Origin of the sequence: Cohnella faecalis, from assembly GCF_003570905.1 — a bacterium.
GTDB lineage: Bacteria > Bacillota > Bacilli > Paenibacillales > Paenibacillaceae > Cohnella > Cohnella faecalis.
Genome location: NZ_QXJM01000039.1, coordinates 1,235,886 through 1,254,601, shown reverse-complemented (window position 1 = coordinate 1,254,601; position 18,716 = coordinate 1,235,886). Strand labels below are relative to the sequence as shown.

The following is an 18,716-nucleotide window of genomic DNA, read 5'->3' as shown; positions in this document are numbered from 1 at the left end:
TTCAAAGCCTTAATGAAGCGATACGGCTTCGGCTGTTTTCTCTTTTGGCGTCAGCACTTCTTTTTTCAAAAACCATACGATGAAAAAAGCCGCGATTACGAAGCCGAGCGATATGACGAAAATGTTCTGGAACGCTTCCGCGAACACCGTCTGCACCTTCGTCAGCAGGTCGGGAGCAATCCCGGCGGGAATGCCTCCGGTCGCAATGTTGTCGGCCGTGCCGGCCGGAAGCTGGTCCGCCAAGTCGGATACGCCGGTTTTGATATGCCGGGCGAGCAAGCTTCCGAAGACGCTCAAGCCGATTGTCGCGCCGAGCGACTGGAACAGCTGAACGGTGCTGAGCGCAACGCCGCTATGCTGCTTCTCCACCGACTCTTGTACGATCAGGTTGTCGCCGCCGAACAGCGCCCCGAGTCCCAGGCCGAGAATGAAAAATGTGATGACGATATAGAGCACCGTCGTGCCGAGGCCGATCTGGGACAGCAGAATGAAGCCGGCGATCGGAAGGGCGAAGCAGACGATGAACAAATTCCGATAAGGAACCTTCGTAATGAGGAAGCCGTTCACGATGCTGGACGGAATCGCTCCCGCCATGAAAGCCAACATGAGATAACCGGCAGCGGTCGGCGTCAGCCCCATGACGTTCTGGGCGAAGAACGGGAACGTTGCGATGCCGCCCATTAGGCCGAGCATAAGAATGAGCACCAGCAGCGAGAGGACGACGACGTTCCGATTGCGGAACAAGTGCAGCGGAATGATCGGTTCCTTCGCTTTGGACTCGATCTTGACGAGCAGCGCGATCAGCGCGGCGGACAGAACGAGCAAGCCGATAATAAGGGGAGACGACCACGCCAGTCCCTGGTTGTCGATCAGCACCGGCGCGAGCAATAGCGATAGCAGCGCCAGTACGAGAGTCACCGCCCCCGCCCAGTCGATCGAGCGTTTCTCTTCCCCTCTCGATTCCCGCATTCCCATGGACAGCACTGCGGCGGCCAGAAGGCCGACCGGAATATTGATCAGGAACACCCAGTGCCAATTCATATGGCCGACGATGGAGCCTCCGACCGTCGGACCGAGCAATTGCGGCAAAATCATCATCGGCCCGAACAGACTTTGGATCTTCGCCCTCTGCTCCAGCGGATACGTATCGCCTATGATGACCAACGCGAGCGGCATTAGCCCTCCGGCACCGATGCCTTGGATGCCCCGCCCGGCGAGCAGCATCGTCATGGAGGAGGAAAGTCCGCACACGATAGAGCCTGTGATGAACAAGGCCATACAGCTTAAGTACACTTTTTTGCGGCCGTACAGGTCGGCCAGCTTGCCGATAATCGGCATGAACATCGTCACCGCCAGCATGTAGACGCCGGCAACCCAGCCGTAGAGCGACAGCCCGTGCAGCTCGCGGATGATCGTCGGCATCGCCGTCGATACGACGGTCTCGTCCAGCTCCGCAAAAATCAATCCGATCAGCAAGCCCGTTAGAACGAGCGCTCTGTTGTTAGTTTTCGCTGTCATATTTACACCTCTCTGCTCTCTTCAATACAGTCTGGAGCTAGAGTAAGACCATTGTGTGAACTCAATATGAACGATGGAAAAATCAATGCGAGGCGTTGTAGGCCTCTTGCTCCGCCGCAGGATCCAGCTTCGATCGTCCCATGAACAAGGACACGACCAGCGCGAGCACCGCCGGAATAATCGCCCAGGCGAACGTGTTGACGATCGACGAGGAGAGAATATCCGTGATTTTATCCAGCGCGTCTTGCGGAATTTGGGCCCGCGTCAACGGGTCCAGCAGCGAATGCGGATCTTGGAAATCAAGGCCTTCCGGCATCGCCAATTGACCTCCGCCTTCTCCTCCGCCGAACTCTCCGGCAAGCTTGTTCAAGAAAGAATGGCTTTGAATAATGCCGAATACGGTAATGCCAAGCGTCATCCCAAGCGAACGCAGGAAATTCAGAGTAGCGCTGGCCGAACCGCGCTGCCTGGCCGCCAAGCCGTGAATCGCGGCGTTGCTCAGAACGGAGAACGAAGCGCCGATTCCGAGGCCGATCAGCACCATGTACAACGTGACGAGCAGACGCGTTGAATCGGAAGTGAGCGTCGCGACGAGTGCCGTCCCCGCCACGAGAATCGCGAAGGTCGGCACCATGATGTTGCGATACGGCAGCTTCGTCAACAGAAACCCGCCCAACGTCGCCGTTACGACGGTACCGAGCATCATTGGCAGCAGAACGAGCCCGGAGTTGGTAGCCGTTCCGCCGAGCACGCCCTGAATAAAGATTGGAATGTACACCGAGGCGACGATGAACGCCGCGCCGCTGAACAGGGCAGCCAGAATGCTCGTCGCGTAGAGCCGCTGCTTGAACAAGCTGAAGGAGATAATCGGCTCGGCCGCCTTCGTCTCCGCGATCAGAAACGAAATCGCGAGAACCGCAAAGCCGGCGAACAAGGAAATGATTTTCCAGGAATCCCAAGCGAAGTTGTCTTTTCCTCCAAGCTCTAGCGCGAACATGAGGCAGACGACGGCCCCGATGAGCGACAGAGCGCCCCACCAGTCGATTTGCTGCTTCGAATGCTCGTGCGATTCCTTGTAGAAGAACGCAATCATAATAAAAGCGATCACGCCAAGCGGAAGATTGATATAGAAAATCCATTCCCAGGCGATATGGTCCGTAATATAAGCGCCGAGCAGCGGTCCGAAAATGCTGGACATGCCGAACACGGCTCCGAACAACCCGCCCAGCTTGCCGCGGTTTTCGGGCGGCACCGCATCGAACATGATCGTGAACGCGATCGGAACGAGAGCTCCCCCGCCGATGCCCTGAATCGCGCGGTATATGGCCAGTTCCGTAATGGAGTGCGCAGTTCCGCAAAGCGCCGATCCGATCATAAACATGATGATGCCGAACACGAAAAATCTTTTTCTGCCATACATGTCGGACAGCTTGCCGAATATCGGCATACCTGCCATTTCCGCGACCATGTAGGCCGAGGTGACCCACACGAACTTATCCATCCCGCCCAGCTCGCCGACGATGTTGCCCATTGCCGTGGCGACTATCGTATTGTCCATCGACGCCATCAGAATACCTAGCAGCAAACCCGCAACTACGATGCCGATGCTGCTTTTTGAGGTTGACTCACTTCGAATGCACTCCCTGTTGTTAACGTTTCTACCCAAGAGTCATTTTGACCCAAGACGTTATTATAGCTTCACTTGGTCTTTGACGATAGCGTTTTTGTGAAGCACGAGCGAATCGCGGTACTCGAGCCGCCCGATTTCGCACCCAGGCCCGATAACGACGCGGTTTCCTCGGACGATTCCGGCCGTCGTATGCTCCAGCTCCACGCTGTCTCCTTCCACGATATCGACGTTCAGCATGGCCTGGGAATGCGGCTTGATCCATTTGGCGAGAGCCGCGGCACGGCTGCGCTTCACAATCAGCGTCCCTCCGCCGATCTCCTTCGCGCGGCACGGACCATACATGCGCAGCTCCAGCCGCTCCGCGCTAAGAAGCCCCTCGACCCGAAAGCCCCCGAACAATCGCAAATCTCCGGATTCGAAGTGGCCTCCCACATCGACGTTCCCCGTCATCTTCATCGTTTCGACGCGGGCGCTTGCTTTCACTTCGATTTCTCCTTGCCCGCGAACCGAGCCCGCGTTCAGAGGCCCTTCTATCCGGCATTCTCCCATAACCTTGACTTCATCCGACCGCAATTCGCCCTTGACGACGAGCTCGCCCGTGCAAGCCAGCTTATCGCAATCGACTGCGCCGTTCAGCACGCTCTCCCCCGTTATTTTTACGCTGCGAAATCGGCCTCCCCCAGAGGAAGTCGTTCCGACCATCTTTAAGTCCTGTCTTGTCTCATCGGCCACCGGACTTCGCCTCCTCTCCCACTTTTGCATCCGGGTGTACGGAAAGATGATCCTTGTACTCGACGCGTCCGATTACGCACCCTTTGCCGACGACGACCCGATTGCCCCTGACGATATCGGCAATCGTATATTCCAGGTCGATGTCGTCTCCTTCAATCGTTCCCGCAAGCAGCTCCGGGGAAAATTTCGGAAACGCCCACCGCCATAATAAATTCCATCTGCTCTTGGACGCTTGCCTTACGCGAATCCACTCGACTCCGACATCCCTCGCTTTTCCTCGACCATGCAGCCGAACGTCAAGCGTACCGGCGCTGAGAAGCCCGTCGACGGTAAAGCCTCCTTCGGCTTCGAAGCGCTCGATTTCGCAATCTCCTCTGACCGTCAGCAGCCCGTTCAAAATAAGATGCTCGCCGCGAAAAGCTCCTTCGATACCGGCCATGCCGTCGACCGTTCCCTTCGTTACTTGCGCGCTTCCGCGAACGGACAGCTTGCCGTCGCAATCCAGCTCTTCGGTGCGCAAGCTGCCCTGAACGCTAATGTGTCCATTCGCGGCGAACGTGCGGGAAACAAGCTCTCCTCCCACCTTGCCGACGCCGTTAATTTTCACATTCCGGTATTGCCCTCCGGCGGAGCTGCTAACCCCGTCAATAATCAAATCCGTCAGTTGATTGTCGTTATTTTCACTCATTCCAGCGTCTCCCCCTCTCACAGCCATTTATCCTTCAACTGCTCCGCCAGCTCCGTTACAGAAAGCCGAGCCGCCACTTTTACCCTTGCATCGAAGATAATGTCGGCGGGACGGTGACAATCGCGAACGAGGATACACCCATTTTGCGAAAAAAGAGGACGTCGCACGGTTTGCCCGCCAACTGCGGGAGCTGCTCCTTGAGCGTTTCGTGGAGCAAATCTCCCTCTTCAAGGCTCATCTCGCCCGTCGAAAGCAGCCTATCGACCGCGAACAGGCAGAGCGCCTCGCTGAACGAATAGACGGAATCGGGCCGTCGGATTTATGATATCGATCCAATACAGATGATGAAACAATGTTTCGTTCTCTCAATGATTCAATGGAAAGCGGCAAGTCGGGAAAAACCGACGTATCCGACAGTTTATCGGCCAGTTCGTCCAACGACAAATCGTCCTTCATATTCACGATCTTATCGATTCGGGCCAAAATAAGCCGCTTCGGAAAAAAAGTCTCCTGCCCGGTAAACGTCGATTTGCGAATGAACCATTCCTCGGGATAAGCTGTTTCCGTTTCCAGCGGTACAGCTGACCGTAGGAGATTCCCATTGCATCGAGCAGATCTTTCTTGGAAATAAGCTCCTGATCCATCATATCTCCTCCATACTTCGGAGTGTAACATAACACTGTTCTATTGTAAATCAAACTGGCGACTCCATACCGTACGCACAAAAGGTCGAGCAAGATTATATCCTCGCTCGACCTTTTTCTCTGTTGTAAAATTTCAAGCCTCTACAACAATCCCTTCAGCCTGTCGGAAAGCACGCGCATCAAACACTTGAGCACATCCATGTTCTGGGCGCATAACGAGAATACTTGCTCCCGATGGAGCTGAAGCAGAACCGTCGGAACGACGGCGGTACAGCTCGCCGACCGAGGACCGCTGTCGATGACCGCCATCTCGCCGAAGCAATCTCCTTCGCCGAGTATGGCGACCGTATCGCCGCCCCGATGAACACGGACGTTGCCCTCGATAATGCCGAATAACGCGTCTCCATACTCGTCCATCCGGACAACCGTTTCCCCCGCCTCGTACGCAACTTCTTCCACGATCCGCGCCAACTGAACGATGTCCTCCTGCGATAGATGAGCGAACAGCCCGATCTTCTGAAGGACGAGCACCCTTCGCAGCAATAAGCCTTGCGCATCCTGCGCTTCCGAAGCCGCGTCCGCCGTCGTCTCCGATAAATTTTCTTTGGCGGCGGCTGCAAGCTCGGCTCCTTCCGGCGGCTCGGCAGCTTCCTCCGGCTCGTTCGCTGCCGGATCGTGATGGTGAGCGAGCACCGTGCGAAGCCTGCGGGACAGCATCTTCATCATGGCCATTGCGATATCGGTTTTGTCGAACAGCGTGTCGTAAAAATCTGCCGAATCGAGCCGCCAAAGCACGCCGTTTTCTTCCGCGATAACGGTGGCGGTTCGCGGTCTGTTGACCAGAATAGCCGTTTGACCGAACGAATCCCCTTGTTTTCTCTCGTCGATTTTCTCGTCGTTCCGATAAATGCCGACCGTTCCGCTCTGTAACAGGTACAACGAATCGCCCGGATCGTTCACTCGAAAAATAACGTCTCCCCGCTCAACGCGAACCGTTCGTAAGGAAGCCGCCACTGCGGACAAGCCGCGGCCCGTCAACTCTCTGAACAACGGATACTTGGCCAGAACGCGCACGCGTTCCATCCTCTCGGCGAGCTCCGCTCGTTCCTCCGGGAGTCCGGTTCCAAGAGTGTGCCTTATGACATCGGCCAGCCATTCGTCCCCCTGCTCAAGAAGCCAAGAAAAGGAGTCGTTAATTTCGGACGATTGCGCCGACCCTTTCGAGTGAACGCCCGGCTCCGCCCCTCTCGCCGTCATGATCCGGGCTAGTTCGATTCGTACCTGGCCTTGCAGAAGCTGATCCATCACTTCCATCGCATTGGCCTGCTGGCGGGCATCCCCTTCCGACCAACTCGAGTACACCGCTTGTATCGTACCCGCTTCGTAAATAAGCTCCAGCAATTGAAAAATGCGGCGGACGATCGTGGATCGAAGCTGGCTCGCCGCTTCCAGCACTTGTTCGTAGGCGGCATTCTCTCCGAGTCGAGCCATCTTTTCCGAGAACCGCTCATACAGCTCCGCTTCCTTGACGATTAGCTCCGTCACCTTCGCCTTGTCCGCTTGCGCATGACCGCTCTTCATACGGGTCATCGCTTCCAGAAGCATCCCTTTCATCTCAAATCCAGAAGCCGAATAATGAGCAAGCAGCTTATCGAGCGCGCCTTGGGTGCCGATTCGCTCGTACACTTTCGGAAGATGCAAAGGAGCCTCTGCCGCTTCCGCAAAATAAGGCTCCAGCAACGGAATGATCAGCGCCTCGTCGTAGGAAGCGAGAGCTTCCAGAGCGTGAGGACGCGTATCGCTGTTCCGCAGCAGAGCTACCGCATAAGACGCAAGCTCCGGCACTTGGAGGCGAGCGGCGGACTGTAGGGCGAATTTGCGAACGAGCGGCGAGCCGTCCTTGAGCAGAGGAATAAGCGGCTTGTAAAAGAGCTTGATGCCGATCTGGCCGAACAACGCCGCCATCGCCATCCTGTCTTCCTCGTCCCGGCTTTCAAGCAACTCCTTCAGCGTCCCGACGGCGCGGAACATCCCTTCGATTCCGTAGTACTTAATCAGTCCGGCTATCGCTCCCGCTTTAATTTCCCTGCCGTCGTCTTCGAGATTGTCCGACAGAAAGTCCAAAAACCGTTCGTCCGCCGTAGCAGCCAGCGTGATCAGCGCCTGAGCTTTGATCGCTCCGGCGGTAGCCGGCAGAAAAGCGAGGAGCTCTTCCTCCATGCGCGGAAACTTCCTTCTCTCCATCTGAATAAGCGTCTCGACGACGACCTCCTCCGCCGGATGGCGGAGAAGCGCCGCCACGCTTGGCATCAGATCGAAGCTTTCCATGCCGCATAGAGTTCGAAGCGAGTAGATCACCTGCTGCTTGTCCGTGCTTTTTAGCGTTTCCGTAAGCAAATCGATACTGGCGGGGTCCATAAAATCCAGCTCGGCATCGTCCATATCCCCGCTTCCGCGGGTTTTCAAGGTGGATAACAGAGTCTTCAAGTAAGCGCCCTTCACTTTAACTGCCGCCACGATGCAGCCGACAAGCAATATCGCGACGACGATACTGAACTGCTCGATCGACAGCAACGGAGAGAGCGCAATCAAGCTAATTCCGGCGATCCCCTTGGCTCCGTTCCGAACGACGCCGTCGAGGAAGCCTTTGGCTCTGTTCCGCCACTCGGCGGGAATCGGAAGCATCACCAATTGGTTGACCGACGAATTGATCGTATCGCCGAGCACCTTGTCGCTGCCTTTGACCGCTACTGCCAGGGCTAGCACGGGCATGAACATCATCGCGACGCTCCCCATGAACAGCGCGGCCGGGAAGACGAGGATAGCCGTCATGACACCGAACCGGGTGAGCAGCTTGCCTGCCGCGAACACTTGCACGGCGAGCGCAAGCAGCCCCGCAAAACCGTAGAAGCTTCCCATGAAGCCGGCCAGCTCGTCATTTTGCAGCGACCCTCGCAAGACAACCTTGAATTGATAGTCGATAAAAGTCAGCGACAGCACGAGCGTGGCGGACATGATAGCCATATATTTCAGGTGAGGAACGTTGGCGAATAGCCCCGATTCGGCTCCGGGCTTCCGCTTGCTTGCTTTGGCAGGGGACGCTCCGCGGATTTTCCCGGGGAAGCCGCGCCTTCGGCCGACAAATCGCTGATTCTCGTAAGAAGCAGTACCATGACCAAGGCCGATATTTGGAGACCGGCATAAAAATAAATTAAATTCGCCGTTCCGACAAGCGGCACGATCAGCTTCAAGCCGAAACCGCTGACGATGCCTCCCGTAATGCCTCCGCTTCCGACCAAACCGATCGTTTTTTTCGCTTTGCGCTGATCCAGCACCGCCGAAGCCAGTTGCCAGAAGCAGACGATCATTAGAAAATTGAACACATCGTAAGCTACGTACATGACCGGAATTACCCAGCGAAATTCCAGCCCCACGCCGATCCGCGAAGCGAGAACAAGCAGCGTCACCATCGGAATCAAGCCGATAATAAGCTTGTCTATCCGAATGCGATGGCTGAACTTCTGGAACAAGTACCCGACAAGAATGAGCGCCGCCGACTGGGGCAAATACATTTTGGACAACAGCCCGGAATCGAAATGCGATAAAAAAAGCGCGTCCGCAGCCGTTCTTCCGACCGTCGACGCCGATGCCACGCAAAACAAATATACGAACAACAAAGCAACCTTGCCCGACTCCCCGCTATTCCAACGCGATAACCATTGTTTCATTAGATAGCCGCTCTCCCTGCTCCGTATAACATCCGATTGTTATTCATTCCACCTCCATGTCTAAATTCCTGCGACTTTCGACTCAATATTGTCCACTTTGACCATTTTACGACAAAAAAAGAGCCGCGCGTCGCCGCACGGCCCTGCTTATCCCTTGCTTCGGTTCAGTCCATCAAGAAAGCCCGCGCCGGAGCCGCATCGATTCCGGTCAGCTTGAGCGGAGCGATAACGAGGTTGTAGTTGCCCGGCTCCACATGCTTGAGACGCAGCCCCTCGACGATAATGATGTCCTTGCGCATCAGCGATCGATGCGTCGGGTACTCCGCTTGCGCGCGTTCGATGCCAAGAGCATCCGTTCCGACGAGAATAGGACCGATCTCGGCGAGATACGCCGCGCCATCTTCCCGCAGGAACGGGAAGTTCAGATCGAAATCCTCGCGCAGCGAGCTCGAAGTCTTGAATAGAATCCGCTCTCCGCGCTGAATGGCGAACGGCAGCAAGTCCTCTTTCGTAATATGATCGACCACGTGGGTCAGATCGAGAACGCGCGCCGGACCGACGAGCTGCTCGAGAGTTACCGTCTCAATCGTCGCTCCGCCCGCTAGCATATGCAGCGGCGCATCGACGTGAGTGCCGCAATGAACGTCCATATCTAGACGGCTTTCGTGCGGCTTGCCTTGGTCGTGATTTTGCACGTTCGTAATTTTCGGCTTTTTGTGCTCGTAGCCTTTCCACACCTGCATGCTCTCTTCGATGGTCATGCTAATATCGATAATGCGGCTCATCGCCCGCACCTCCGTTAGCGGTTATTTCCCGGAATTGGATACCCAAACGACGTTGTCTTCCTCTTGCCCGTTGACCGGCCACCAATGGAAGCCGTCGGCGGCGAGCAGCTTGTCCGCTTCCTCCGGACCCCAGGAGCCCGCCGGATAGAAGGTCAGATCCGAGGAGTCCTCATGCCAAGCCGAAGCGATCGGATCGATCAGCTTCCAAGCGACCGCCAGCTCGTCCCAACGCGTGAAGTAGGTGTGATCTCCGCGAGCCGCGTCGAAAATAAGACGCTCGTACGCTTCCGGAGTATTGATGCCGATCTGGCAGCTTTGGCAAAACTCCATTGCAACCGGCTGGATCGTCATGTCGTTGCCCGGCTTTTTGGCATTGATCTTGATGTAAATGCCTTCCATCGGGTTGACGCGAATAACGAGCAGATTAGGATTCAAATCTTGCTTGTTAGCGAACAACACGTTGTTCGGAACGTTCTTGAATTCGATGACGATTTCGGTCGACTTCACCGGAAGCCGCTTGCCCGTACGAACGTAGAACGGCACTCCCGCCCAGCGGAAATTGTCGACGAGTACGCGAGCCGCGAAGAACGTCTCCGTAACCGACGTCGGATCGACGGAATCCTCGTTGCGGTAGCCTTTCAGCGCTTTGCCTCGTGCAGAGCCATCCGAGTATTGGCCGCGAACGATGCGCGAGCGCACGCCCTCGTCGGCCTCGAACGGCCGGATCGAACGAAGAGCTTTAACCTTCTCGTCGCGAATGTGCTCGGCGTCGAGACGGCTTGGCGGCTCCATAGCGATCATCGTCAGCATTTGCAGCATATGGTTCTGAACCATGTCGCGCAAAGCTCCGGACTTGTTGTAATAAGCTCCGCGCTCTTCGACGCCGACCGTCTCGGCCAGCGTAATTTGCACGTTCGCAATATGGTTTTTGTTCCAGAGAGGCTCGAAGAACGCGTTGGCGAACCGGATAACCTCGATGTTCTGCACCATTTCCTTGCCGAGGTAATGGTCGATCCGGAACACTTCTTCTTCCTTGAATACGAGACGGATCTCTTCGTTCAGGCGCTCGGCGGACGGATAGTCGTAACCGAACGGCTTCTCGATGACCAGACGGTGCCAGCCGGAGCTTTCCAGCATGCCACCGTCGCGCAAATTGCGCGATACGGTGCCGAACAGCTCGGGAGCAAGCGCCAAGTAAAAACAAGCGGTTGCCGGGGATGGAATATTTGGCTTCCAGCTCTTCCGTATGAGCCTTCAGGCCGGTGAACGCATCGATATTGCCAATGTCGAGAGGCTGGTAAGAGAAATGCTCGGCGAACGACTGCCACGCTTCGATCTCGCTCGGCTTATACCGGCAAAATTCTTGAATCGATTCATAGACGTCGTCGCGGAATTGCAAATTCGTGCGCGGGCGCCGTGCAAGGCCGACGATCGCAAAGCGCTCACCGAGCTTGCCTTCCCTGTACAGGCTGTAAAGGGCTGGGAACAGCTTGCGACGAGCCAAATCTCCCGTAGCTCCAAAAATGAAATAGACCGCTTCATGAGCGGCAACTGAGTTGTTTTTGTCCGTCATGGTCCTCAACTTTCCGCTATTGCATTAATATGTAGAGCATAGCTTTGAAATCCATTCTCATGAAGTGTAGTTTAGCATACTCGAAGAGAGAGTGCCACGTTTTTACGTCTTTTTCCAAGCGTATTTGTCGACATTAGGCTCTTGACCATACGCATTCGCCCTCATTCGCATACACTGGGTGCGACAACATCCGATACAGGAGGCGTTAGTGCAATGCTAGAGCCTAGTGTTCCCGTGAGCGAGGAAAATCTCCGTCAGCTGTACGGCCGCGAGATCGTCATTATTTTGAAGGACGGCACTCGTCACTTCGGCGTTCTCACCTCGTGCGGCAAATCCGCCGTCGTACTGAACGGAGACAAGGAAGAAGCCGCCGAGCTCGCGGCTATATCGGCGCTCGATAAACGAAAAGCGGCGCAGCGCTCCAGACGAATATCCCGCCGGACGCGCACCGCATCCGCAGACCATTCCGAGTCGAGCGAAAGCTCTTCCGGTTCGAACGAGAGACCTTACTGGGGACCGATGGGATTGGACGGCATTCGGGCTTCCGGTCCCGATGTCCCTTCGAAGGTCGTCATCCCGCTTGAGCCGATCGACACGGTGATCGTATTATAGAGAATGGCGGCGTTCCTGCCCTTTGCGGGCTTGGAACGTTTTTTCTTTCGGCGGAGAGGAAATGGATGAATAAGGGTGAATAAATAAATATAGAGAAGTCTCCTGCTGCCGCGACGATGTGTGCTGCCCGTTTGTATGAAAAATCATACCCATTTGCTCAGTAATCGCATGGTGCGAACACATTTGTACGAAAAATCATACAAAATCGGGGAATTCCGTGCTTCACGACGCTAGTTTGTATGAAAAATCGCACAAAAGGGACAGACTTGACTCCGCGAGCGGACATTTTGTATGAATAATCGTACAACCATCCTCATCTTCGTCGAAAGCGGCAAGAATGTCTGTCAATCACTGATTATAATATTGAGCCATAAAAAATAAGGAAGGTTTAAGGGGGGACCGATGATGCGAATAACGGCCATTTCGGCGTACGAGTACCAGCGAGTCTACGGTGTAAGCAGCGTGGAGCGAAGCGCTCGGCCTTATGCGGCGTTTCCTTTTCGCGAGAACGATCCGCTGCGGGAGGAACGATCACCGTCCGGCCGAGCCGGCAAGCGGACGGGAGCAAGGAGCAAACGCGGAGACTGCTCCCCGATCGGACGAGAGCGGCAGCCCGCGAAGCCGCCGACATCGTGACGGCGTTCATGGCCATTCGCTCCCTTGCGGCGGGTTCGATAGGCGTCGAAGATGACCCAACGAACAACGGCGTTGGCACCGATTCGATCGAGAAACGGATAAAATTCGGAGCGCTCGGAGAGCGAGTCTCCTTCAAGCCGGAATGGAAGAGCCTTTTCGAGGAAGCGATGTCGAATGAGAACCCGAATCCGGATCGTTGGCTGCCGATCGCCGACAAGCTCGCATCGACTCCCGTAGCCGCTCTCTTCAACATCCCTTCGGAGGTCGGGCTGCTCTTCGAATATAAATTTTAAGCCGCCCTCTATTCGGCCAAGCCGTTGCGGTGCGCATAAATAGCCGCTTGCGTCCGATCCTCGACTCCGAGCTTGCCGAACAGATTGGTCAAATGGTATTTCACCGTTTTGATGCCAATGAACAGATCGTCGGCGATTTCCTGGTTCGACTTCCCTTCCGCGATAAGCTTGAGCACTTCCATCTCGCGGTCGGTCAGCTCTTCATGGGGCTGGCTTGCCGTTTGCGCCGGACGACGGAAACGGTTCATCATCTTCGACGCCACTTGCGACTCCAGCACCGATTGTCCGCGAGCCGCGGCGCGGATCGCGTCGGCGATCTCCGATGCGCGGGACGTCTTGAGCAAATAGCTGAACGCTCCCGCTTCGATAACCGGATACATTTTCTCGTCGTCAAGAAAGCTGGTCAGCACGATTACGCGGCAATCCGGCATCACTTCCAACAGCCGTCGCGTCGTCTCGATGCCGTCCATCCCATCCATGACCAAATCCATCAGAACGACGTCGGGACGATAGTCCTGCGCGAGACGCAGCCCGTCCAATCCATTGCCCGCTTCCCCGACCACTTCGATTCCTTCTTCGGTTCCCAGGACGGCCGCCAGACCGATACGCACCATTTCATGGTCGTCGACGAGCAGCACCCGGACCGGATTTTCTTCTCTCACGTTAGTTCTCCCTCCGCCATGATCGGCACCCGGATTTCGATTCTCGTTCCTTTGCCCGGAGCGCTGGCTACATTCCACGAGCCGCCAAGCTCGTTCACCCGCTCCTCCATGCTGACAAGCCCGTAGGAAGCATGCTTTTTCGCTTCCGGATCGAAGCCTATCCCATTGTCCCTAATACCTAGCCGGACGACCTCGCCCCTGCGGTGAAGGACAATGTCCATTCTGGTCGCTTTCGAATGGCGCAGCGTATTGGAGAGCGCCTCCTGCACGATTCGGAACAGGTGGTTTTCCATCCCTTTGTTGAGAGGCAGATCATCGTCCATGTCGAGCCCGATTTCGACGGGAACCTTCGCTTTCATTTCCTCGATCAGCTCCGGTATCGCCTGGCTGAGCCGCTTGCCTTCAAGATGCACCGGACGCAAATGAAGCAGCAGCGCGCGCATCTCGGACTGGGCGACGGACGCCATCTCCTCGATAAGCTCTACCTGACGGCGTGCTCTCTCGAAATCGTGATCGAGCGTCCTTCCGACAGCCGTCGCCGTCATGGAGATGGCGAACAGCTGCTGGCTGACGGCATCATGAAGCTCTCTCGCCAGTCTTTGGCGTTCCTCGACGATTGCGCTCATACGCGCTTTCGTCTCCAGCTCCGCATTGTTCGTCGACAACCGCTGCAACGAAGCCACTTGCTCCTCCCATTTGCGCCCCAGCTTGGCGAACCGATCGCCGAGACGACCGATCTCATCCTTGCCGAGATCGGGAAGCGCAGCAACCGGCGCTCCTTTTTCCAACTGCGCCATCGCTTCGCTCAGAGCCTCGACCCGTTGCCTGATCGGATAGCCCCGCCAGAAGCCGAAAGCCGCACCCGCGGCGGTGAGTACTCCTATTGCGGTCAATATGTAGGAGATGACGGTCGACCATTCGGTAAAGTCGCCCGCCAGCCCGTTGCTAATAAGCAAATAAATGACTAGCGCACCGATGCACAGAGAGAATAATATTCCTTCTCCCATGTGACGCCATATCATGTTGGTCACTTTACGGGATTCCATCGGTCGCCTCCCTGCGTTTGTCCCGACCGTTACACGGTTCGGATTTTAATATCTCCTACGAGATAAAACAGCTGCAGTTTCAATTGGTGCTCCCGCTCGTCGTAATCGGGCGATCGCCACGAAACCCGCTGAAGGACGCCGCCGTCCTTGGTCGATCCGCGGCCGATCTTGCCGATCAACACGGAAGCCTCGATCTGAAGGCCGTAATCCTCGGGGACAGCCAAATCCAGATCGCCGACCAATCCTTGCAAAATAAGGACCGTTTCTCTCGCCTCCGGAACCGCCCGCGACATATCCATTCGGACTTCACCGACGGCATGCCAGCAGCTAAGGGATTGAAGCACCCACGATTGCTCGTCCAGACGAAGATTCAGAAACAGCTTATGGTTGTTTCCGGGAGAGGATTCTCCAACGACATGCGGCCGCGTTCGGAAGTAATAAATGCCGAGGGATACGAGAATGATGACAGCGAAAAGAGCAAATTGGCTAATAATCAGCGCGATCGTGCTGACCGCAATAAGCAAAATCGACAGCTTGGAGCGATCCAGCCTAAAGCGGTCGATTCCGATCAACAGCAGCAGCACCGCGTTAACTGTCGAGTAGCCTGTCAGATTGCCAACGGCGAGATACAGCCCCGCCGCTATGAACAATAACGCATTGTTAGTAAATTTCATGGTGGGGCGCATCTCCTCGCTGTCAGACATCGGTTGGCGCAAGAAGGCCATACCGGCTCGTCGCAGACGAACCGCCATGGCCTGACGCACATTGAGAATAGTGTATCATATCCTCGGCATTTCGGTCATATTCGCTCGAAAAAACGAATTATTCGCCGTCTGCAGCCGGTGGCGCGATACGGCTTTTCAACGCCGCAAGCTCTTGATCCACGCGGTACGCTTTTTCCGGATCGACCGAAGCCGGCGCCGCTCCGAACGGAGAGCCTGGCAGACGAACGACGTCGGCTTCCGCTTCCAGTTGCATGATTTTTTCTTCCATGCGGTGGAAGCCGTGGCTGGCCTGACCGCTCTCGATCGTGTGCAGAGAGCTGATTTGCGCCATTTGTTTGCGCGCTTTGGCCATTTGGGCCCGCGCCGCCAGCTCGTTGCGTTTGTTGCGCAGCTTGTAATATTCCTCTTTCATTTCGTGAAGCTGGGCCGTCAGCTCGTTCACTTGAGCGCTTGCTTGACCGTGAAGGCCGATCAGCTCATCGGCTTGCTTAGCGAATTGCAGCTTCTCTTCCAGAACTTTGCGAGCATAGGCTTCGTTGCCGTTGCGCAGAGCGTGCTCGGCTTGCGACTCGCGTTCCACCCCTAGGCGCACCGCTTCTTCAAGACGCTGCTTGATCCGGCGCTCTGCGGCCATTTGACGGGCAACGGTCACTTCCGCATCGCGAATTTCCGTCTCCATATCGCGAAGATATTGATTAAGCATAACGATCGGATCTTCCAGTTTATCGAGCAGATCATGTACCGACGCCTTCGTAATATCTTTCATTCGTTGGAATACACCCATTTTGTTATTCTCCCTTCGATTGGTTCTCGATTTTTGTAATTTTCGCTCTCAGTTCTTCGATTTCGCGACGCAGCGCTTTTTTCTCGACATCTTCCATCATCGCATCCAGCCCTTGCGCAGGACGAGGGGTAGACGATGAGGCGGACGAAAAGCTGGTAGGTGCCGTACCCGTAGCCCCGGCGGAGTAAGAACCCGAATGCTGGTTCCCCGGAGGCCAGCCCTGTGTACCGTATTGCGGAGGCTGGTTTGAAGCGCCGCCCCACCCGCCGTTAAAGGGCGGGTTGCCGTCGTAATAAGGATCCCTTGGGATAATGAACCCTGCGATCAAATACACCAGAATGACGGCCCCTCCGGAGAACACGGCTAGAATAACGAGCAGTATCCTCAGCAAGTTAGCATCGACGCCTACGTTCTCGGCAAGCCCGCCGCACACTCCAAACAGCTTTTTATCTCGCGACGAACGATACAATCTTCTCATGCGTTACCCTCCTTGCTTCAGCTTTTGCTTCAATAAATTCAGCTCTCGCTCGATCGTCTCTTGAACGAAGCTTCCCGCGTGCAGCGCCGTCTCCAGTCCCATTCTGCGAAGATCTCGCAAACTGCGCGTCTCCAGCTCGATATCGGAAATCCGGTCGTCGATTTTGCGGAACATTTGCGACGGATCCGTCTGCCCCGGACCGAACCGGGCGTTCAATCGTTGCTGAAGCTTGAGCGATTCCATTCTTGCGACGTAAAATTGACGTCGGTCGTACACCGACCGGTATTCGTTGCGAAGCTCTTGAAGCAGCTGCTCCAGCTCGTTCAGCTCGCTTTGGCTCTGCTGATAGAGCTCCTGGTAACGAGCGGCCCGCTCCTCTTGAGCTACCTTATCCTGCAGGGCCAGCTTGGCAACGTGCTCTTCTCCGGCTTTAAGCGCCGTCAAAGCCTGATGCTCGCGCTTGGCCGCCCATGCGGCGGCATCCTGCCACTGACGATACAAGCTGTCGGTATGTCCGGCGTACTGCCTTTGCAGCTGCTCGCTCTGCACAATCTCCTGGTGCGTCGACCATAGGAATTGATCGATGACTCTAACGGGGTCTTCCGCCTTTTCCAATCTATCGTTCAACGTAGCCACCGTCATGTCGCGCACTCGTTTTATGACGCTCATTGTTCAACCTCCTTGTTTCAGCTCCGATTAATGATTTACAGCGACGATTTCTTGCCCAGCATCGATACGCCGAATATGATCAGCGCGATTGCCGCGACCCAAACGAACAAGAACGACAGCTTCCCGAGGAGCATGATCGCCCCGATTAATCCGAGAATTCCTCCCAGCAGCCGACTTCCGTTGCTCCAGGCGACAACTCCGAGACCGATGACGAGAACCGGTATGAGCAGCCCCATCAGAAATCCGAAAATGCCGAGCTTCCCGAGAATGAGCAGCAACCCGAAGACTATGAGCAGCAAAGCCAATCCGTTTCCTTTTCGCATTCGTTTCACCTCTCTTCTCTCACTTCACAATCTCATTGTAAACCCGAATCAAGGCGAGCATAACGGACTTACGCACGTTTTTGAACCTAGACCGGGGTCGGGGCGTCGGACAGCCCAGCGTCCCAATCCGTTCCGCCCCAAGGGTTTCGGCGATGGCAATCTTTGTGGGTTTCCCCCATGTATCTGCCTATGTTAGCGTAAACGGTACGCGAGACAAGATGCTCGCCAAGCGAAACAGGAGGTGTCGAAACATGAGGAAACAAGCAGGGTGGCTGCTCGCAGCGGGTATTATGATGCTCGGATCTAGCGCATGGCTGGCTCCCCAAGCTTCGGCAGCCGCACCGATCGCCGGCAAACAAACAGTCCAAGCCAAATCGTGGCCGCAGAACCCGGAATGGAATTGGTCGGGCTCGGGCAATAATAATGAAAGCGATCAGAATAGCGGTTCGGGCAGCGAAGGCGGGTCCGACAGCGGAGTGGTAAGCGAAGGCGGGTCCGACAGCGGTTCGGGCAATTCCGGCAGCTCCGGGGAACAAACCGGCGGCTCTTCGACGGCAATCGAGAAAATCATCAAAGCAGGAATGGACTATTGGGGAACGCCTTACGAGTTCGGTTCCGACCGGGATACGGATAAGACGTTCGATTGCTCCGATTTCGTCAAATGGATTTTCAAGCATGCCGCAGACGTTACTCTTCCTTCCGACTCCCGCAAGCAAGGAGCCTTCGTGAAGGAGCACGGCAACGCACAGACGGATTGGCACAAGCTGAAGCGCGGAGATTTGATGTTCTTCATGTCCTATGAAGGTTCGAATGCTTCGGATTACAGCAAAGCATCCAAGTCGAGCGAACGTATAACACACGTCGGTGTTTATCTGGGCGACGGCAAAATTTTGCACACCTATTCCAAAGCGAGCGGCGGAGTACAAACAACCGATATCGAAGGCACGACTTGGGAATATCGTTTCTTGTTCGGCGGCAGCGCGCTCTAACGTATCTAGCGTAAAGCCTTCAGTACCGCGACCCGGCGGTATTGAAGGCTTTTTTGCTTTCGCTGTGCCGCAACACTTTCTCTCATTTTGCGAATAACTCAGTCAGCCCGCGACTCTCACCGAGTACGGTCGAATGTTGGCAGGTGCGGGGCGCTCAATAGTGGGACGAGGTACCATTCTTTCGACGGTTCGCGGGTACCG

General features: G+C 55.7%; 18 protein-coding genes and 2 pseudogenes. 4 read left to right on the top strand and 16 right to left on the bottom strand.

Features of this window, described 5'->3' with window-relative positions:
• Nucleotides 1–9: 9 nt before the first annotated feature.
• The 9 genes and pseudogenes from D3H35_RS18750 to zwf all read right to left on the bottom strand — a co-directional run bounded on the left by D3H35_RS18750 (nt 10) and on the right by zwf (nt 11,298).
• Nucleotides 10–1,518, bottom strand: a complete 1,509-nt coding sequence (locus D3H35_RS18750; RefSeq protein ID WP_119150729.1) for an MDR family MFS transporter — start codon at nt 1,516–1,518, stop codon at nt 10–12.
• 82 nt (nt 1,519–1,600) lie between these two features.
• Complete coding sequence (locus tag D3H35_RS18745) at nt 1,601–3,154, bottom strand: MDR family MFS transporter (RefSeq protein ID WP_119151218.1); 1,554 nt, start codon at nt 3,152–3,154, stop codon at nt 1,601–1,603.
• A 54-nt stretch (nt 3,155–3,208) separates the two neighbouring features.
• Nucleotides 3,209–3,880, bottom strand: a complete 672-nt coding sequence (locus D3H35_RS18740; protein ID WP_119150728.1) for a bactofilin — start codon at nt 3,878–3,880, stop codon at nt 3,209–3,211.
• Nucleotides 3,870–4,568: a hypothetical protein gene (locus tag D3H35_RS18735; protein WP_119150727.1), complete on the bottom strand. Its 699-nt coding sequence runs from the start codon at nt 4,566–4,568 to the stop codon at nt 3,870–3,872. The genes D3H35_RS18740 and D3H35_RS18735 overlap by 11 nt, the downstream gene beginning before the upstream one ends.
• Before the next feature lie 17 nt (nt 4,569–4,585).
• A pseudogene (locus D3H35_RS18730) lies at nt 4,586–5,212 on the bottom strand (YhbD family protein).
• Nucleotides 5,213–5,353: 141 nt separating this feature from the next.
• On the bottom strand, nt 5,354–8,227 hold the full coding sequence (locus D3H35_RS18725; protein ID WP_158594179.1) for a cyclic nucleotide-binding domain-containing protein: 2,874 nt from the start codon (nt 8,225–8,227) through the stop codon (nt 5,354–5,356).
• 14 nt (nt 8,228–8,241) lie between these two features.
• On the bottom strand, nt 8,242–8,940 hold the full coding sequence (locus tag D3H35_RS18720) for a hypothetical protein (RefSeq protein ID WP_119150725.1): 699 nt from the start codon (nt 8,938–8,940) through the stop codon (nt 8,242–8,244).
• 164 nt (nt 8,941–9,104) lie between these two features.
• Nucleotides 9,105–9,725 carry a cyclase family protein gene (locus tag D3H35_RS18715; RefSeq protein ID WP_119150724.1) on the bottom strand — a complete coding sequence of 207 codons (621 nt, stop codon included), beginning with the start codon at nt 9,723–9,725 and terminating at the stop codon, nt 9,105–9,107.
• Between the two features lie 21 nt (nt 9,726–9,746).
• Nucleotides 9,747–11,298, bottom strand: a pseudogene (zwf, locus tag D3H35_RS18710) (glucose-6-phosphate dehydrogenase).
• Nucleotides 11,299–11,511: 213 nt separating this feature from the next.
• Between zwf and D3H35_RS18705 the strand changes: the two are divergent.
• The 3 genes from D3H35_RS18705 to D3H35_RS18695 all read left to right on the top strand — a co-directional run bounded on the left by D3H35_RS18705 (nt 11,512) and on the right by D3H35_RS18695 (nt 12,839).
• The gene (locus tag D3H35_RS18705; RefSeq protein WP_147355891.1) at nt 11,512–11,910 is read left to right on the top strand and encodes a hypothetical protein; all 399 of its coding nucleotides are present in this window, start codon (nt 11,512–11,514) and stop codon (nt 11,908–11,910) included.
• A 402-nt stretch (nt 11,911–12,312) separates the two neighbouring features.
• Nucleotides 12,313–12,546 (top strand): hypothetical protein, encoded by a 234-nt coding sequence (locus tag D3H35_RS18700; protein ID WP_119150722.1) that lies wholly within the window; start codon nt 12,313–12,315, stop codon nt 12,544–12,546.
• Nucleotides 12,543–12,839, top strand: coding sequence for a hypothetical protein (locus D3H35_RS18695; RefSeq protein ID WP_119150721.1), 297 nt, complete (start codon nt 12,543–12,545; stop codon nt 12,837–12,839). Before D3H35_RS18700 ends, D3H35_RS18695 begins: the two co-directional genes overlap by 4 nt.
• Nucleotides 12,840–12,847: 8 nt before the next feature.
• On the opposite strand, the gene D3H35_RS18690 is transcribed toward D3H35_RS18695, so the two are convergent.
• From D3H35_RS18690 to D3H35_RS18660, 7 genes are all read right to left on the bottom strand, one after another.
• A complete protein-coding gene (locus tag D3H35_RS18690) occupies nt 12,848–13,501 on the bottom strand; it encodes a response regulator (protein ID WP_119150720.1) in 654 nt (217 codons plus the stop codon).
• The gene (locus tag D3H35_RS18685; protein WP_119150719.1) at nt 13,498–14,547 is read right to left on the bottom strand and encodes a sensor histidine kinase; all 1,050 of its coding nucleotides are present in this window, start codon (nt 14,545–14,547) and stop codon (nt 13,498–13,500) included. Before D3H35_RS18685 ends, D3H35_RS18690 begins: the two co-directional genes overlap by 4 nt.
• Before the next feature lie 29 nt (nt 14,548–14,576).
• Nucleotides 14,577–15,221 carry a cell wall-active antibiotics response protein LiaF gene (liaF, locus tag D3H35_RS18680; RefSeq protein ID WP_158594178.1) on the bottom strand — a complete coding sequence of 215 codons (645 nt, stop codon included), beginning with the start codon at nt 15,219–15,221 and terminating at the stop codon, nt 14,577–14,579.
• A 148-nt stretch (nt 15,222–15,369) separates the two neighbouring features.
• Complete coding sequence (locus D3H35_RS18675) at nt 15,370–16,056, bottom strand: PspA/IM30 family protein (RefSeq protein ID WP_119150717.1); 687 nt, start codon at nt 16,054–16,056, stop codon at nt 15,370–15,372.
• A gap of 4 nt (nt 16,057–16,060) precedes the next feature.
• Complete coding sequence (locus D3H35_RS18670; protein ID WP_119150716.1) at nt 16,061–16,534, bottom strand: PspC domain-containing protein; 474 nt, start codon at nt 16,532–16,534, stop codon at nt 16,061–16,063.
• Between the two features lie 3 nt (nt 16,535–16,537).
• Nucleotides 16,538–17,203 (bottom strand): PspA/IM30 family protein, encoded by a 666-nt coding sequence (locus D3H35_RS18665; protein ID WP_119150715.1) that lies wholly within the window; start codon nt 17,201–17,203, stop codon nt 16,538–16,540.
• Nucleotides 17,204–17,238: 35 nt separating this feature from the next.
• Nucleotides 17,239–17,526, bottom strand: a complete 288-nt coding sequence (locus D3H35_RS18660; protein ID WP_119150714.1) for a LiaF transmembrane domain-containing protein — start codon at nt 17,524–17,526, stop codon at nt 17,239–17,241.
• 251 nt (nt 17,527–17,777) lie between these two features.
• Here D3H35_RS18660 and D3H35_RS18655 point away from each other — a divergent pair, with 251 nt between their 5' ends.
• On the top strand, nt 17,778–18,515 hold the full coding sequence (locus D3H35_RS18655) for a C40 family peptidase (protein WP_119150713.1): 738 nt from the start codon (nt 17,778–17,780) through the stop codon (nt 18,513–18,515).
• The last annotated feature ends 201 nt before the right edge of the window (nt 18,516–18,716 follow it).

What these genes read in the sequence shown, in the direction of transcription:
- D3H35_RS18660 (WP_119150714.1), bottom strand. Translation starts at nt 17,526, where the DNA reads ATGCGAAAAGGAAACGGATTGGCTTTGCTGCTCATAGTCTTCGGGTTG.
- D3H35_RS18700 (WP_119150722.1), top strand. Translation starts at nt 12,313, where the DNA reads ATGATGCGAATAACGGCCATTTCGGCGTACGAGTACCAGCGAGTCTAC.
- D3H35_RS18715 (WP_119150724.1), bottom strand. Translation starts at nt 9,725, where the DNA reads ATGAGCCGCATTATCGATATTAGCATGACCATCGAAGAGAGCATGCAG.
- D3H35_RS18665 (WP_119150715.1), bottom strand. Translation starts at nt 17,203, where the DNA reads ATGAGCGTCATAAAACGAGTGCGCGACATGACGGTGGCTACGTTGAAC.
- D3H35_RS18750 (WP_119150729.1), bottom strand. Translation starts at nt 1,518, where the DNA reads ATGACAGCGAAAACTAACAACAGAGCGCTCGTTCTAACGGGCTTGCTG.
- D3H35_RS18735 (WP_119150727.1), bottom strand. Translation starts at nt 4,568, where the DNA reads ATGAGTGAAAATAACGACAATCAACTGACGGATTTGATTATTGACGGG.
- D3H35_RS18675 (WP_119150717.1), bottom strand. Translation starts at nt 16,056, where the DNA reads ATGGGTGTATTCCAACGAATGAAAGATATTACGAAGGCGTCGGTACAT.
- D3H35_RS18705 (WP_147355891.1), top strand. Translation starts at nt 11,512, where the DNA reads ATGCTAGAGCCTAGTGTTCCCGTGAGCGAGGAAAATCTCCGTCAGCTG.
- D3H35_RS18670 (WP_119150716.1), bottom strand. Translation starts at nt 16,534, where the DNA reads ATGAGAAGATTGTATCGTTCGTCGCGAGATAAAAAGCTGTTTGGAGTG.
- D3H35_RS18720 (WP_119150725.1), bottom strand. Translation starts at nt 8,940, where the DNA reads ATGAAACAATGGTTATCGCGTTGGAATAGCGGGGAGTCGGGCAAGGTT.
- D3H35_RS18685 (WP_119150719.1), bottom strand. Translation starts at nt 14,547, where the DNA reads ATGGAATCCCGTAAAGTGACCAACATGATATGGCGTCACATGGGAGAA.
- D3H35_RS18725 (WP_158594179.1), bottom strand. Translation starts at nt 8,227, where the DNA reads ATGTCCGCCACGCTCGTGCTGTCGCTGACTTTTATCGACTATCAATTC.
- D3H35_RS18655 (WP_119150713.1), top strand. Translation starts at nt 17,778, where the DNA reads ATGAGGAAACAAGCAGGGTGGCTGCTCGCAGCGGGTATTATGATGCTC.
- liaF (WP_158594178.1), bottom strand. Translation starts at nt 15,221, where the DNA reads ATGAAATTTACTAACAATGCGTTATTGTTCATAGCGGCGGGGCTGTAT.